Here is a 15298-nt window from a genome sequence, read left to right as displayed (position 1 = left end):
GGTCAACACGCTCTAGGCTTGACTGGTTATGCGCGATGCCATTGAACTGCCACTTGACCTTCCCGAGATCGAAGCACGAGTGTCGAACGGCGGTCTCTTCCGACGTTCGGTGCTGCCGAGCGGGGTGCGCCTCCTGACCGAGGAAGTCGTCGGCGCGGCGAGCACCAGCATCGGCCTGTGGGTGCCGGTCGGCTCCCGGGACGAGCTCCCGCACGAGTACGGTTCCACGCACTTCCTCGAGCATCTGCTCTTCAAGGGCACGCCGACACGGTCCGCCTTCGAGGTATCTGCGGCCTTCGAGCGCGTCGGTGGAGAGGTGAACGCGCAGACCGCGAAGGAGCACACGCTCTACCACGCGAAGGTCCGCGATGCCGACCTCCCGATGGCCGTCGAAGTCCTGAGCGACATGATCACCTCGAGTGTGATCGACGCCGCGGAGTTCGAGATCGAGCGCGGCGTCATCATCGAGGAGCTCGCGATGGCGGACGACGACCCGAACGACGTGGTCTGGGAGCGGTTCTACGAGACGCTCCTCGGTGCGCATCCGCTCGCGAGGCCCATCGGCGGCACGCCTGCCTCGATCAGGGCCGCTGACCGCGACGCCGTGTGGAGCTCGTACCGCCAGCACTACCGTCCGGAGGAGCTCGTCGTGACTATCGCGGGGGCCGTCAACCACGACGTCGTCCGCGAGCAGCTCGAGCGCAACCTCCGGGCCGGCGGGTGGGACCTCGACGCACGCGCCGTCCCCGTCTCCCGCAGGGCCACGACGCTCGAGCCGGGCTCCGCGGTGCCGACAGGACCGCTCTCGGCCATCGAGCGCCCGCTCGAGCAGCTGGCCCTGGTCATCGGTGGCCAGGGAATCACGCAGCTCGACCCGCGCAGGGAGGCATTCGGCCTCATGCATCGGATCTTCGGTGGTGGCATGTCGTCCCGCCTCTTCCAGGAGATCCGCGAGAAGCGCGGGCTCGCCTACTCCGTGTACTCGTTCGGCGGTAGCCACTCCGATGTGGGGGTGACGGGCATGTACGCGGGATGCGCTCCCGACAACGTGCTGGAGACGGTCAGGGTGCTGCGCCAGGAGGCGGAGAAGCTCGTCCAGGACGGGGTCACCGCGACGGAGCTGGCCGACGCGAAGAGCGCGAGTGCCGGCGGCTCCGCTCTCGCGATCGAGGACGCCGACACTCGCATGTCTCGCCTCGGGCGCGCGGAGATCCACACGGGTCGCTTCTACGACCTCGAGGCGGCGCTCTCGCGGGTCGAAGCCGTGTCGCTCGACGAGGTGCAGTCCGTCGCGGCCGACATGTTCAGTGGGGAGCTCGTCGCGTCTGCGGTCGGTAAGCTCTCCTCGGAAGCAAGGACCGAACTGGAGCGCCGCTGATGTCGCACTACCTCTACCTCGTCAGGCATGGCGAGCAGGAGAACGCCGAGCACGGAATCACCGACGGCCCGCTGTCGGAGCGTGGTCGGGCCCAGGCTCATCTGATCGGCCGCAGGCTCGCGGGCGTCCCGCTCAGCGAGTCCTACACGTCGCCGCTGGATCGCGCTGTCGAGACGAGCGCGGTGATCGACCAGTACACGAGCGGTCCCGCCGCGCTCGAATCGACGCTGCTCTTCGACTGCATCCCCACGGGGCAGGACGGTGCGCCGTCGACGTACGACAGCTTCTTCGGCGGCATCGCTGACGAGGTCGTCGACGCCGGCATGGCGCAGATGAACGACGCGTACGACACGTTCTTCAGCAAGAGCCGCGACGACCGCCACACCCTGCTCGTGACCCACAACTTCGTGATCGGCGAATTCGTGCGTCGGGTGCTCGACGCCCCAGACTGGCGCTGGCTCGGCCTCAACTCCGTGAACACCGGTCTCACGGTGGTCCGGGTGCGGACCAGGAAGCCGGCTGAGCTGCTGCTCTTCAACGACCTGTCGCACCTGACGCCGGAACTGCGCACGGGAGTCAGCACCTCGATCGCCGTCTGAGGTCGTCGGGCCTGCCGCCGGGAGCCTCCCGCGTCGTCTGCTCGGCCTGCCGATGGCCGTACGCTTGTGGGCATGGAAACAAAGGTCGCCGTGCTGGGCGCTTCTGGCCGCATGGGAACACTGATCACACGGATCCTCGAGACGACCGATGGGCTCCGCTTCCATGCGGGGCTGACGAGTTCTTCTTCACTCGATGAGATGCTCGGCGCCGACGTGCTCATCGACGTCTCGCGGCTCGAGGCGTCGGAGGCGGCGGTTCCCTTCGCCCTCGACCATGGCATCGACGTCGTCGTCGGCACGAGCGGCTGGGACGAGCAGCGGATCGCCGGCATCTCTGGCCTCGTGCCTCCGGAGCGTGCCGTCGTCTTCGTCCCGAACTTCTCTCTGGGCTCGGTGCTCGGCACCGCGCTTGCGAGCGTCGCGGGGCGCTTCTTCGAATCGATCGAGATCGTCGAAGCGCACCATGACAAGAAGGTGGATTCGCCGTCAGGGACCGCTGTGCGGACCGCGGAGCGGATCGCGACCTCGAGGGAACGGCCACTCGCCGCTGCGAACAGCGAGCAGGACGCTCGGGGGCAACTCGTCTCGGGCGTACCCATCCACAGTCTGCGGCTACGTGGAGTCGTGGCAGATCAGCAGGTGATCTTCGGGGGAGAAGGTGAAGTGCTGACGATTCGCCACGAGACGATCTCGCAGGAGGCCTACGTGCATGGCATCAAGCTCGCCATCACGCATGCGGTCGAGACGCGGGGCACGACAGTCGGGCTCGACGGCGTGCTCGGCCTCGACGGACTGTCGGGTCGCTCGTGAAGAGCAACCTGGCCACGAAGCTCGGCGTCGCCGCCGTGACCCTGCTCCTGCTGCTCTACATCGTCTTCGTCTCGGGCATGGCGGTCTCGCTGTTCGCGGGCGATATCGTCGCCAAGGTGATGGGTGCCGCACTCATCGTGTTCCCGGTCCTCGCGGTCGTCTTCGTGGCCCGTGAGCTGCTCTTCGGGATGCAGACGGAACGACTGCTCGGACGTATGGCGGACGCCGGCGAGCTGCCGGAGGACGACCTGCCCAAGCGACCGAGCGGACGCGTCGTCCGTGAGGCGGCCGACGAGGACTTTCCGAGGTGGAAGTCCGAGGTCGAGGCCGCTCCTGAAGACTGGAGGACGTGGATGCGCCTCGGTCTTGCGTACTCGGCCTCGGGGGACCGAAAGCGAGCCAGGGCTTCTCTGCGCGAGGGCATTCGCCTCGAGAAGGCCGCTCGCGCCAGGGCGTGAGCGGCCCGGCTCGAAGGGTCAGACCCCGGCGCCAGGCTCCGGCTCGAACTCCGGCGACTTGAGGGCCAGCTCGACGGCCTGACCCGCGGTGCGATCCTTGAAGGTGAAGCCCGCGTCGAGCAGGCGCTTCGGGCGGATCTGCTGGTCGGCGAGGAACAGCTCACGGCCCGCCTTCTGGAGGGTGAGGTCGATGAGCGTCGATGGCGCCTTGAGCTTGTAGGGGCGCCCGAGCTCGTCGGCCAGCTGCTGCTGGATCTCGTCGGCGGTCGCGGGTGTGGGGCCGACCAGGTTGTAGGGCCCCTGCGCGTCGTCGGACTCGAGCAGGAAGCGGAGCGCGCGCACTTCGTCGCGCAGGCTCACCCACGGCCAGTGCTGCGTGCCGTCACCCAGCTGCGAGAGCAACCCGACGCTTGCCAGGGTCTTCAGGACGGTCAGGACACCGCCGCGCCCCAGGACGAGACCGGTGCGGGCGAGGACGACCCTGGTGCCCTCCGGGGCTGTCTGAGCCGCGCGCTCCCAGCGGTCGACGACACGCGGGAGGAACTCGTCGGTCTCGGGCAGTGCCGAGTCCTCGTCGAGTACCTGCCCCGGCCGGTCGCCGTACGCGCCCGACGCGGAACCGTTGATGAGGAGCGCCGGGGGCGTGGAGGAGGCCGCCATAGCACCGGTGATCGTGAGCGTCGCGTTGACGCGGGAGCGAAGGATCTCCTTCTTCACGTTGTAGGTCCACGGCAGCTTGCTGAGCGGTGACCCGGAGAGGTTCACGACTGCATCCACGCCGTCGAGGACCCTCGCGTCCAGAGTTCGCTGGGCGGGGTTCCACCGGAACTCGCTGGCGTCCTTCGGGTCGCGCCTGACGAGCCGCGTGACGCGGTGGCCGTGCGCGTGCAGCTCCTCGATGAGACGGTGGCCGATCATTCCGGATGCGCCGGAGACGAGAACGTGCTTTGGGGAGGTCGCCTGAGTGCTCATGACCTCGAAGGTAGTCGTGTCAGTTGGGCGCGAGCGCAACGCGGGGCCGTGCTCGGCTGATCGCGCGCCTGAATGCGCCTAGGCTGTGCGGGTGCATCACGTGAACCTCGCCCCGAACACGGCCCAGCCGAACGGCCATCTTGGCACCTAGCGCGCTGCCGCTCGGCGAGCCGGTGCCGCCGAGCGGAGAGCTCCCAGGCCAGGCACTGGTCGGCGCCGAGTCACGAGACTTCGGCGTCTACATCCACGTGCCCTTCTGCCGCGTGCGATGCGGCTACTGCGACTTCAACACCTACACGGCGGAAGAGCTCGGAGGGGTCTCGCGTTCCAGCTATGCCGGCGAGGTGGAGAAGGAGATGGTGATCGCCGAGCGGGTGCTGAGCGGTGCCCCTCGCGAGGTATCCACCGTCTTCTTCGGTGGCGGAACGCCGACTCTCCTTCCCGTCAGCGACCTTGCGGCGATGCTCGAGGGAGTGCGCAGTCGCTGGGGCCTCGCCCCAGACGCGGAGGTGACCGTCGAGGCGAACCCCGACTCGGTCGGCGAGCGTGAGCTCGCCGAGCTCCGGGCTGCTGGAGTGACCCGAGTCAGCTTCGGGATGCAGTCCGCCGTCCCGCACGTCCTCAGCGTCCTCGAGCGCACCCACGATCCCGCACGCATCCCGATCGTGGTCGCCGCAGCGAAGCGAGTCGGGCTCGAGCCGAGCCTCGACCTGATCTACGGCACTCCCGGCGAGTCCATCGACGACTGGCGCCGATCGCTCGACATGGCGCTGGCGCAGGAGCCGCTGCACGTGAGCGCGTATGCGCTCATCATCGAGGAGGGCACGAAGCTGGCCAGGCAGATCCGCCGCGGCGAGGTGCCCGCTGTGGACGACGACCTGCAGGCCGACATGTACGAGCTCGCAGAGGAGCGACTCTCAGCGGCCGGGTTCGAGTGGTACGAGGTCAGCAACTGGTCGCTCGACGGCAAGCACGCGTCTCGCCACAACCTCTCCTACTGGCGAGATGCGGACTGGTGGGGATTCGGGCCAGGCGCGCACAGCCACGTGGGTGGTGTGCGCTGGTGGAACGCCAAGCATCCGAGCGCCTACGCAGCGAGGCTTGCTGAGGGCATCACCCCGGCCATGGGGCGCGAAGTGCTCGACGAGGAGACGAAGCGCTTCGAGCGGATCATGCTCGGCTCGCGTCTGCGGGAGGGCCTCGCGATCTCCGAGCTGGACGACTCCAGCGTCGTCGCCGAGCTCATCGCCGAGTCGCTCGTCGACGGGAGGGCCGCGCTGAAGGGCAGGCTCGTCCCGACGCTCCGCGGTCGGCTCATGGCAGACGCGATCGTGCGCCGAATCGCCGCCTGAGCCGGCTCAGCTCACGAACCGGAAGGTGACCGGGTACCGGTAGGGGAGACCCTTGTTCGCCTGGACCGCGCCGAGAATGGCGTAGACGACGACGGCAACCCAGAGCAGCGGGTAGAGGAGCGGGACGATCAGCGCCAGCGGGCCGCCGATCAGCGAGAGCAGCGAGATGACGCCGATGCCGAGGTACACGATCGCAACGGTGATGCCGAAGTTGAGCGCCTCGCGGCCCTCGCTGTCGGCGAGAGGCCCCCTCCGCCGCGTGACGAGCCAGAGGATGAGCGGCCCGACGGCCGGGGCGACGATGTTGAGCAGGTGATCGAAGGTTCCGACGAGGCGGTCGCCGTCTCGGGTCAGGGGCGGTTCTGTCCCATTCTGCGGGCCCGACTGCTGGTACTGCCCGCCCTGCGGGTGCCCGTAGGGAGGCTGCTGTCCGTACGGGACCTGCTGACCGTGGGGAGCCTGCTGCCCGTACGGTGGCTGCTGCCCGTAGGGTCCCGGCCGGTCGTATGGCGGCTGCCGAGGCTGATCCTGGTGTCCTGGCGGCGGGGTCGGTGCGTTCTGATCTGACACGGGGTTCCTCTCGTCGGTTTCGCCCACGCTACTGCGCGTGCCCTCCGAGGGCCTGGCATCCTGCTGGTGGCGTGAGCGGAAAGCGGTAGGATTGGCAGTCTCAGGTTCGGAGTGCCAGTCCGACTCGCAGCAGCTCGTCGAGGGAGGAGCATCGTGGTTTCAGACAGAAGCATGCAGGTGCTCCGCGTCATCGTCACCGACTACGTCACGAGTCGTGAGCCGGTGGGCTCCAAGTCGATCGCAGACCGTCACGATTTCGGCGTCTCCGCGGCCACCATCCGCAACGACATGGCACAGCTCGAAGACGCCGAGCTCATCGTGGCCCCGCACACGTCCTCCGGGCGCATCCCGACCGACAAGGGCTACCGACTCTTCGTCGACCGGCTCGCCGAGTTCAGGCCGCTCTCCGGGGCGCAGCGTCGGGCGATCGAGACGTTCATCGAGGGCAGCGACGACGTCGACGAGGTGCTCGGACGGTCGGTGCGACTGCTGGCGCAGCTCACCAACTCCGTCGCGATCGCGCAGTACCCCTCGCTCGCGAACGCCGCCATCCAGCACGTCGAGTTCGTCCTGCTGTCGAGCATGCGCGTCCTCACGGTCCTCATCACCGACTCGGGCCGCGTCGAGCAGCGCATCGGGCATCTGCGTGCCGAGGTGAGCGTCGAGCAGCTGCATGTGCTCCGGGACCGGCTGGCCGGCCGCCTCGTCGGGAAGACGGTCGCGCGCGCTTCCACGGAGCTCAGGGATGTCAGCGGCATCATGGGGGAGCGAGACGCGGAGCTCTTCGCTCCCGTCATCGCCAACCTGCTCGAGCTCGTCCTGGCGCACCGCCAGGAGCGCCTCGTCATGGCGGGCACCGCGAACCTCGCCCGGACCGAACGTGACTTCCCCTCGAGCATCCTGCCCGTCCTCGAGGCCATCGAGGAGCAGGTGGTCCTCCTGCGGCTGCTCGACGAGCTCCACTCCAGCCCCGAGGCCTACTCGGTCAGCATCGGCCAGGAGAACGTCGACCTGGGCCTCGGCGAGACGGCTATCTTGACGAGCGGCTACCGCAGCTCCGGGAGCGACGCGCGTCTCGGCGTCGTCGGGCCGACGAGAATGGACTACCCGAGGAATATCCAGGCCGTTCGAGTGGTTGCGAGTTACCTGTCACGGGTGCTCGACGAGCAGCACTCGGACGACTGACCCACACCGCCAGATCACTCGGCGGATGCACCCGGCGCCTGACAACGCAGGCGTGACACACACAGATGCAAAGAAGGAGTCGCCACTCTTGGCAGACCACTACGACGTGCTCGGCGTGAGCCGTGAGGCGTCCCAGGACGAGATCAAGAAGGCCTACCGCAAGCTGGCACGCCAGCTGCACCCGGACGTCAACCCGTCCGAAGATGCCGCGGAGCGCTTCAAGTCCGTCACGCACGCCTACGACACGCTCATCGACCCCGAGCGGCGCCGGCAGTACGACCAGGGCGGCCCAGATGGGCAGTCCTTCGGCGGCTTCGGCGACATCTTCGAGACCTTCTTCGGCCAGCAGGGCTCCCGCGGACCCCGCTCGCGCGCGGAACGCGGCCAGGACGCGCTCGTGCGCGTCGAACTCGACCTCGACGAGGTCATGTTCGGCACGCACCGGGACCTCGAGGTCACGACGGCGATCGCCTGCGAGAACTGCCAGGGCACCTGCTGCGCGCCAGGCACCTCGCCGACGACGTGCTCGGCATGCGGTGGGGCCGGGTCCGTGCAGCGACAGGTGCGCTCCATCCTCGGCATGGTCGTCACGAACCAGCCGTGCGCGCAGTGCCGCGGCTACGGCACGGTCATCGAGCACCCGTGCGACACGTGCCACGGCCAGGGGCGCGTCCGATCGAACGTGAGCATCCCGGTCGACATCCCGTCCGGTGTGGACTCCGGGCTGCGCATCCACCTTCCCGGTCGGGGCGAAGCCGGACCAGCAGGGGGAGCGAACGGCGACCTCTACCTCGAGATCCGCGTGCGCCCGCACGAGGTCTTCTCGCGAGACGGCGATGACCTCCAGTGCGTCGTCGAGGTGTCGATGGCCGACGCGATCCTGGGCACCTCGACCACGGTCGGTGCGCTCGACGGCGACGTCGACCTGCAGATCCCCGCGGGCGTGCAGTCGGGTGAGGTGCTGACCGTTCGCGGTCGGGGCATCACGCGGCTTCGCTCGACGCATCGCGGCGACCTCGACATCGCCGTCCAGGTCGTGACCCCGGCGAAGCTCGACGGCAGGTCGCGCAAGCTGATCGAGGAGTTCGCTGCCCGTCATCGCCACGAGGCCCCTCGCCTCGCGCGGGAGAAGCAGGGGATGTTCTCGAAGCTCCGCGACCGTTTCGGTCGCTGACGTGGCGTGGCTCTACCTCGTTGAGGACCTCGACGAGGCGCTGCGCGTCGGCGGCGTCGTCGAGGTGCGCGGCGCGGAAGCCAAGCACATGGCGGTCGCGCGGATGCGAGTGGGCGAACGTGTGCAGCTCGGCGACGGGCGCGGCTTCGTCGTCGATGGCGAGCTCGCTCTGACTGAGCGCGACCGCGCACTCGTCACGGTCCTCGCCGCGCGGCGAGTGGCGCAGTCGGCTCCGCGTGTCACGGTTGTCCAGGCACTCGCGAAGGGCGGGCGAGACGACCTCGCCGTGCAGGTCGCGACGGAGCTCGGAGCCGCGGCGTTCGTGCCATGGCAGGCGAAGCGCAGCGTGAGCCGCTGGGACCAGAAGGCCGAGAAGGGGCGTGAGCGGTGGGCATCCATCGCCAGGGAGGCCAGCAAGCAGAGCCTCGCCGCGTGGGTCCCGGATGTGGCCCCGCTGCACTCGACGGGTGAGGTCGCAACGCTCGCCGGTCACGCGCCGATGCTGGTCCTCGACCCGCTCGGCGACACCTCGCTGCGCCAGGCCCTCGTCGAGCAGGTCCCGGCAGGCGCTTCCGGGCTGACGCTCGTCGTCGGGCCAGAGGGCGGCATCGACGAGAGCGAATTCGAGGCCTTCGAGGCTGCCGGCGCCAGGCGCGTGCACCTCGGCGCTGGCGTTCTTCGAACCTCGAGTGCGGCTCCCGCCGCGATCGCGGCGATCCTGGCGCTGAGCGGCACGTGGGACTCTCGGTCCCGCGCGAGTGCCGAGTCGTAGGCTGGTCTCATGTCGAGTTCAGAGCCGTCCATCTTCACGCGCATCATCAACCGCGAGATCCCAGCCGACATCGTGTTCGAGTCCGAGCGGGTCATCGCCTTCAAGGACATCAGCCCGAAGGCGCCCGTGCACCTTCTTGTGGTGCCCAAGACCCAGGAGTACGCGAACGTCGCCCAGCTCGCGGCAGGCGACCCGGCACTGCTCGCCGAGGTCATCGCGGTCGCCCAGGGGCTCGCCGATCAGCACACCGACAGCGAATTCCGGCTCATCTTCAACTCGGGGGCGGCAGCAGGTCAGACCGTCTTCCACGTACACGCCCACGTCCTCGGCGGAGGACTCTCGGAAGGATCCCTTGCCTAGTCAAGACAGTTCACCGTCCCAAGGTCCCGGGGAGCCCGGCACCTGGACTGATTTCGTGGAGCAGACCACCACGGTCGAAGGCGTCGCCATGGTGCGGCTCCTCGGGCCCGGCGACCGGCTGCTCAAGTCCGTCGAGCGCGAGCACCCCCGCGTGCGCGTGCTCGCGCGCGGGAACGAGATCACCTTCAGCGGCGAGCGAGACGACGTCGTCGCAGCCGAGGCGCTCCTGCGCGAGATCACTGCGATGGCGCGCAGCGGCGTCGACCTCGAGCCAGCTCAGGTCGAGCGCTCCCAGCGGCTCATCGACCGTGGCGAGGAGACCCCAACGGACGTGCTCGGCCAGTCCATCGTGCAGTCCCGTGGCAAGGTCATCCGCCCGAAGACACTCGGCCAGAAGCAGTACGTGGATGCGATCGACGACAACACGATCGTCTTCGGCATCGGGCCCGCCGGAACGGGCAAGACCTACCTCGCGATGGCGAAGGCGGTGCAGGCCCTGCAGCGCAAGGAGGTCACGCGGATCATCCTGACTCGCCCGGCCGTCGAAGCCGGCGAGCGCCTCGGCTACCTGCCGGGGACCCTCAACGACAAGATCGACCCGTACCTGCGGCCGCTCTTCGACGCGCTCAACGAGATGCTCGACCCGGAGGTCGTGGTCAAGCTCATGGCGAGCGGGACGATCGAGGTCGCGCCGCTCGCCTACATGCGCGGGCGCACGCTCAACGACGCCTTCGTGGTGCTCGACGAGGCGCAGAACACGACGCCGGAGCAGATGAAGATGTTCCTGACGAGGCTCGGGTTCGGATCGAAGATGGTCGTCACGGGGGACATCACGCAGCTCGACCTGCCCATGGGGGCCTCGGGACTGAAGCTCGTGACCCACGTGCTCGGCGGCATCGACGAGGTGCACTTCTCGCACCTCACGAGCGACGACGTCGTCAGGCACACCCTCGTGGCCCGCATCGTCGACGCCTACACCGAGTACGACCAGAAGAAGCAGGCGGACGATCACCGACGCCAGGACAGGAACGCAAGCCGATGAGCATCGAGGTCAACAACGAGGCCAGCTACGAGGTCGACGAAGGCGCCCTGCAGCGCGTCGCCGCGTACGCGCTCGACCAGCTGCACGTGCACGCCGAGTCGGAGCTCGCGATCGTGCTCGTCGAGGTCGGCCCCATGGAGGAGCTGCACGTGCAGTGGATGGGTGAACCCGGCCCCACCGACGTGCTCAGCTTCCCGATGGACGAGCTTCGGCCAGGCAACGTCGATCGGCAGACGCCTCCTGGACTGCTCGGAGACATCGTGCTCTGCCCGCAGGTCGCGACCGACCAGGCGAAGGCCGCCGGGCACAGCATGATGGACGAGCTCCTGCTGCTCACGACCCACGGAGTCCTGCACCTGCTGGGCTTCGACCACGCCGAGCCCGAGGAGGAGAAGCAGATGTTCGGGCTCCAGCGCGATCTCCTCGTCGGCTTCCACCTTCAGGAGAGGAAGCGCGCCAGATGACCGCGGCTCTGCTCGTCGCCGCCATCGTGCTGATGGTAGCGATGAGCGGGTTGCTCGCCGCGACGGAAGCGGTCATCGCGCGTCTCTCGAAGCCGGAGCTCGAGCACCTCGCCGCGGGGAGCCGCGCGAAGCGCTCGATCGAGGCGATCGCCGCCGATCCCGGTGCCCACAGCAACGCGCTGACGTTCGCACGCGTGCTCTTCGAGAGCATGTCGGCCGTCCTGGTGACGCTCATCCTGACCGATCTCTTCGACGTCAGGTGGCAGGCGTTCCTCGTCTCCGTTGCCATCATGATCCTGGTCTCGTTCATCATCGCCGGCACGAGTCCGCGAAGCGTCGCGCGGGCGCATCCCCAGCAGGTGATGGCCTTCGCGGCCCCCATCGCGCGCGGAGTCCGGCTCGTGATCGGGCCGGTCGCAGATCTGCTCGTCGTGCTCGGCGATCGCGTGACCCCTGGGCGTCCGCAGCGCCTCGGCTCCGTCTCGAGCGAGGAGGAGCTCCTCAACATGGTCGATGAGGCAGCAGACCTCAAGGTGCTCGAGCACGGCGACCGGGAGCTCATCCACTCCGTCTTCGAGTTCTCCGACCGGCTCGTCCGGGAAGTCATGGTCGCTCGAACGGACATGGTCACGGTCGACGGCGACGCCGGGGTGCGGGAAGCGCTCGAGCAGTTCCTCGAGACCGGCATCTCCCGTGCTCCGGTCATCGGCCGGGACAGCGACGACATCCTCGGGATCCTCTACCTCAAGGACCTGGTGCGGCATTCGCTGCAGGACGAGGCGGAGGCGAGCCCCGCGGTCGAGCTCGCCCGGCCCGCCGACTTCGTCCCGGAGTCGCTGCGCGCCGACCTGCTGCTGCGCCGCATGCAGGCGTCCGCGACCCACCTCGCCATGGTTGTCGACGAGTACGGCGGCATAGCGGGCCTCGTGACCCTCGAGGATCTCATCGAGGAGCTCGTGGGAGAGATCAGCGACGAGTACGATCGACCGAATGACGAGCCGCGGAAGCTGCTCGATGGGCGATACCGGGTGTCGTCTCGCCTCGCGACGGGGGAGCTCGGCGATCTCTTCGACATCGAGCTCGAGTTCGACGACGTCGACTCCGTGGGCGGGCTGCTCGCGAAGTCGCTGTCCAAGATCCCCGAACGAGGGGACAGGGCGGTGGTCGACGGCATCGAGCTCGTCGCCGAGCGAGTCGGACCCCGCAAGCGCATTCTCACTGTCCTGGCGCGCCGCCTGGAACCACTTCAAGAGTCAGGAATCGAAGCATGACGAACTACCGAGCAGGATTCGTGACCTTCGTCGGTCGCCCGAACGTGGGCAAGTCCACTCTGACGAACGCGCTGGTCGGCGAGAAGATCGCCATCATCTCCGACAAGCCGCAGACCACTCGCCGTGCCGTGCGAGGCATCGTCCACCGCGAAGACGGACAGATCATCATCGTCGACACCCCCGGCATGCACCGTCCGCGGACGCTCCTGGGGGAGCGCCTCAACGATGTCGTGCACGCGACGGTCGCGGAAGTGGATGTCATCGGGTTCTGCGTGCCGGCCAACGAGCCCGTCGGCCCGGGCGATCGCTTCATCAACGAGCAGCTGGATGAGGCCCCCAAGGCTCGCAAGATCGCCATCGTGACGAAGGCGGAGACCGTGAGCCGGGACGTCCTGGCCTCTCGCCTCGTCGACGTCCAGGGTCTCCGCGAATGGGATGACATCATCCCCGTCTCAGCAGCTGAGGACATCCAGCTGGACACGCTCACGGGAATCATCCTCGGGCTGCTCCCCGAGTCCGAGCCCCTGTACCCGAGCGACATGAAGACCGAGGAGTCGTTCGAGCAGCGTGCCGCGGAACTCGTTCGCGAGGCGGCGCTCGAGGGTGTGCACGACGAGCTCCCGCACTCGATCGCGGTCACGGTCGAGGAGATCGTGACGCGGGACGACGGCGTCACGCGCGAGCTGTACGTCAACATCGTCGTCGAGCGCGACAGCCAGAAGGGCATCATCATCGGGCGCGGCGGCGAGCGGCTGAAGCGCATCCGAGAGCAGGCGCAGCGTGAGATCTCGCAGATCACCGAGGGGCGTGTCATCGTCTCCATCCGCGTGAAGGTGGCGAAGGAGTGGCAGCGTGACCCGAAGCAGCTCGGACGCCTCGGCTTCTGAGCCGCGGTCCGTCGATGCTCTCGCGGCTGGTGGACAGCCGCGGGAGTCCTTCTTCGCGGCAGTCGGCGGGCTGTGGAAGGCGCACACCTACCGCCTGACGTGGCTGCAGTGGGTGACCGACATCATCCTCGGGCTCCTCTTCGCGCTCACGTTCGGCCTGCCCCTCGACTACGACGCCGGGGACGGCACGACGCTGACCTGGCTGCTCCTGCCTTCCTGGGTGCTCTTCACGGTCGCGATGATCATCCGGCGCTACGCGCCATGGCCGAGCTTCCTGATCGTCGTGCTCGCGGCACTGCTGAAGTCGGTCTTCGCGTTCGGCCCGCATCCGCAGGATGTCGCGATCTACCTCAGCATCTACGCCGCGGTCGCCTACGGCAGCCGTGCCCTTGTCATCAGCTCCGCCGTCTACGGCGTCGTGGCACCGACGATCATCGTGGCGCTCATCCCGCACTGGAATCCGACGAGCTTCACCTGGGAGTCCATCGCCACGAACGTCGAGGGCAGCCGCGACGCGTTCCTGTTCGCTGCGGCGTTGATCTGGCTGCTCTTCGTCGGGGCTGGAGTCGTGGCCTGGTTGGCAGGGCTCCTCCGCCGCGCGCATCTGCGGGCCCAGGAGGTCAAGAACCGGGCGGCGATCGTGGAGCTCGAGCGCATCCGAGCGCAGGAGCAGCTGGCCGCTGAACAGGAGCGAACGCAGATCGCGAGAGACATGCACGACGTGGTCGCGCACTCCCTGGCCGTGGTCGTCGCCCAGGCCGACGGCGCGCGGTACGCGATGAAGAGCAACCCCGATTCGGCGGAGGCGGCGCTCGGGACGATCTCCTCGACGGCCAGAAGCGCGCTCGTCGACGTCCGTGGCCTTCTCGGGCAGCTTCGGCACAGCCAGGAGGCCGGTCCGGAACCTGGCCTCGACGAACTGCCCGCACTGTATTCCAGGATGCGCGCGGCCGGCCTCGACCTGCAGCTGGAGACGAGAGGCGAGCCTCGGACCCTCACGACGCAGGCGCAGGGCGCTGTGTTCCGCTTGGTGCAGGAGTCGTTGACCAACGTGCTCAAGCACGGCGATGCCGCGAGGCCCGTCGTCGTGCGACTGAGCTGGGGGCAGGTCTTCGAGGCGACGATCCTCAACTCCGTCGCGGAGCCCCCGCACCCGAGAGGCGAGGGCGGGCACGGACTCGTCGGCATGGCGGAGCGCGTCGGCATCGCAGGCGGTAACGTGCAGGCTGAACGGCTTGGTGCGCAGTTTCGCGTGCACGCCTGGCTGCCCATAGCCTCGCCGCAGGGGGCCGCCGGGGCCGAGCTCGACAGCGACGGCACTCGCTCCACAACCGAGAGGCACACATTTTGACCAGTTCCCAGATCACCGTCGCGCTCGTCGACGATCAGCCTCTCTTCCGCAGCGGAATCCGGATGCTCATCGACAGCCAGGAGGACATGCGCTTCATCGGCGAGGCGAGCGACGGAGTCGCGGCGGTCTCGCTGGCGAAGGCGCTCAAGCCCGATGTGATGCTCATGGATGTGCGCATGCCGGGGCAGGACGGCCTCGAGTCGACGAAGCAGATCGTCGCGAGCGGGTCGTCAACACGCATCCTGGTGCTCACGACCTTCGACCTCGACGAGGCGGTCGCGAAGGCAGTCGGGGCGGGCGCCAGCGGGTTCCTGCTGAAGGACGCCGATCCGGAGTTCCTGCTCGCGGCGGTCCGGACCGTGGCGACAGGTGCCGAGGTCTTCGCCGCTCAGGCCACCGCCGACCTGATCAGGCGCTATTCGGCCGCCGTTCCGGCTTCGCGCGCCGTGCCGCAGCAGTTCACGACGCTCACCGAGCGCGAGCGAGAGATGTTCGCGCTCGCCTCTCGCGGCCTCTCGAACGGGGAGATCGCCCGACAGGAGTTCCTGAGCGAGGCCACTGTGAAGACGCACATCTCGCGGGTGCTCGCGAAGCTCGGGCTCCGCGACCGGGTGCAGCTGGTCGTCTTCGCCTACGAGCACGGCCTCAACTGA

Annotated in this window: 17 protein-coding genes; 15 read left to right on the top strand and 2 right to left on the bottom strand. The window is 68.3% G+C overall.

Going from position 1 to position 15298, the window contains the following annotated elements; all coding sequences use genetic code 11:
• The first annotated feature begins 28 nt into the window (after positions 1–28).
• The 4 genes from C5B99_RS09325 (at position 29) to C5B99_RS09310 (ending at position 3245) form a co-directional block, all read left to right on the top strand.
• On the top strand, positions 29–1378 hold the full coding sequence (locus C5B99_RS09325) for a pitrilysin family protein (protein ID WP_104241458.1): 1350 nt from the start codon (positions 29–31) through the stop codon (positions 1376–1378).
• Entirely contained in the window at positions 1378–1977 is a 600-nt protein-coding gene (locus tag C5B99_RS09320; RefSeq protein WP_104241457.1) for a histidine phosphatase family protein, read from the top strand. Before C5B99_RS09325 ends, C5B99_RS09320 begins: the two co-directional genes overlap by 1 nt.
• A 72-nt stretch (positions 1978–2049) precedes the next feature.
• Positions 2050–2787 (top strand): 4-hydroxy-tetrahydrodipicolinate reductase, encoded by a 738-nt coding sequence (gene dapB, locus C5B99_RS09315; RefSeq protein ID WP_104241456.1) that lies wholly within the window; start codon positions 2050–2052, stop codon positions 2785–2787.
• Complete coding sequence (locus tag C5B99_RS09310) at positions 2784–3245, top strand: hypothetical protein (protein ID WP_258063132.1); 462 nt, start codon at positions 2784–2786, stop codon at positions 3243–3245. Before dapB ends, C5B99_RS09310 begins: the two co-directional genes overlap by 4 nt.
• Before the next feature lie 18 nt (positions 3246–3263).
• On the opposite strand, the gene C5B99_RS09305 is transcribed toward C5B99_RS09310, so the two are convergent.
• Entirely contained in the window at positions 3264–4217 is a 954-nt protein-coding gene (locus tag C5B99_RS09305) for a TIGR01777 family oxidoreductase (protein ID WP_104241455.1), read from the bottom strand.
• Positions 4218–4357: 140 nt separating this feature from the next.
• On the opposite strand from C5B99_RS09305, the gene hemW reads away from it, so the two are divergent.
• Entirely contained in the window at positions 4358–5569 is a 1212-nt protein-coding gene (gene hemW, locus C5B99_RS09300) for a radical SAM family heme chaperone HemW (RefSeq protein WP_104241454.1), read from the top strand.
• Between the two features lie 6 nt (positions 5570–5575).
• On the opposite strand, the gene C5B99_RS09295 is transcribed toward hemW, so the two are convergent.
• Positions 5576–6139 (bottom strand): DUF4870 domain-containing protein, encoded by a 564-nt coding sequence (locus C5B99_RS09295; RefSeq protein ID WP_181064977.1) that lies wholly within the window; start codon positions 6137–6139, stop codon positions 5576–5578.
• A gap of 153 nt (positions 6140–6292) precedes the next feature.
• On the opposite strand from C5B99_RS09295, the gene hrcA reads away from it, so the two are divergent.
• The 10 genes from hrcA to C5B99_RS09245 all read left to right on the top strand — a co-directional run bounded on the left by hrcA (position 6293) and on the right by C5B99_RS09245 (position 15298).
• Positions 6293–7324 (top strand): heat-inducible transcriptional repressor HrcA, encoded by a 1032-nt coding sequence (gene hrcA / locus C5B99_RS09290; RefSeq protein ID WP_104241452.1) that lies wholly within the window; start codon positions 6293–6295, stop codon positions 7322–7324.
• A gap of 88 nt (positions 7325–7412) precedes the next feature.
• On the top strand, positions 7413–8498 hold the full coding sequence (gene dnaJ, locus C5B99_RS09285; RefSeq protein WP_104241451.1) for a molecular chaperone DnaJ: 1086 nt from the start codon (positions 7413–7415) through the stop codon (positions 8496–8498).
• A 1-nt stretch (position 8499) separates the two neighbouring features.
• A complete protein-coding gene (locus tag C5B99_RS09280; RefSeq protein ID WP_104241450.1) occupies positions 8500–9270 on the top strand; it encodes a 16S rRNA (uracil(1498)-N(3))-methyltransferase in 771 nt (256 codons plus the stop codon).
• A 9-nt stretch (positions 9271–9279) separates the two neighbouring features.
• Positions 9280–9630 (top strand): histidine triad nucleotide-binding protein, encoded by a 351-nt coding sequence (locus C5B99_RS09275; protein WP_104241449.1) that lies wholly within the window; start codon positions 9280–9282, stop codon positions 9628–9630.
• A gap of 88 nt (positions 9631–9718) precedes the next feature.
• On the top strand, positions 9719–10672 hold the full coding sequence (locus C5B99_RS09270) for a PhoH family protein (protein WP_104242093.1): 954 nt from the start codon (positions 9719–9721) through the stop codon (positions 10670–10672).
• Positions 10669–11136, top strand: a complete 468-nt coding sequence (gene ybeY, locus C5B99_RS09265; RefSeq protein ID WP_104241448.1) for an rRNA maturation RNase YbeY — start codon at positions 10669–10671, stop codon at positions 11134–11136. The genes C5B99_RS09270 and ybeY overlap by 4 nt, the downstream gene beginning before the upstream one ends.
• Positions 11133–12407, top strand: coding sequence for a hemolysin family protein (locus C5B99_RS09260; RefSeq protein WP_104241447.1), 1275 nt, complete (start codon positions 11133–11135; stop codon positions 12405–12407). Before ybeY ends, C5B99_RS09260 begins: the two co-directional genes overlap by 4 nt.
• The gene (gene era / locus C5B99_RS09255) at positions 12404–13294 is read left to right on the top strand and encodes a GTPase Era (RefSeq protein WP_104241446.1); all 891 of its coding nucleotides are present in this window, start codon (positions 12404–12406) and stop codon (positions 13292–13294) included. Before C5B99_RS09260 ends, era begins: the two co-directional genes overlap by 4 nt.
• A complete protein-coding gene (locus C5B99_RS09250) occupies positions 13260–14645 on the top strand; it encodes a sensor histidine kinase (protein ID WP_104241445.1) in 1386 nt (461 codons plus the stop codon). The genes era and C5B99_RS09250 overlap by 35 nt, the downstream gene beginning before the upstream one ends.
• Positions 14642–15298, top strand: coding sequence for a response regulator transcription factor (locus C5B99_RS09245; protein WP_104241444.1), 657 nt, complete (start codon positions 14642–14644; stop codon positions 15296–15298). Before C5B99_RS09250 ends, C5B99_RS09245 begins: the two co-directional genes overlap by 4 nt.

This window comes from Pseudoclavibacter sp. Z016, from assembly GCF_002931215.1.
In the GTDB taxonomy this organism is placed as follows: Bacteria; Actinomycetota; Actinomycetes; order Actinomycetales; family Microbacteriaceae; genus Pseudoclavibacter.
The sequence above is the reverse complement of the archived record's forward strand: the minus strand, read 5'-3'. Positions and strand labels throughout refer to the sequence as shown.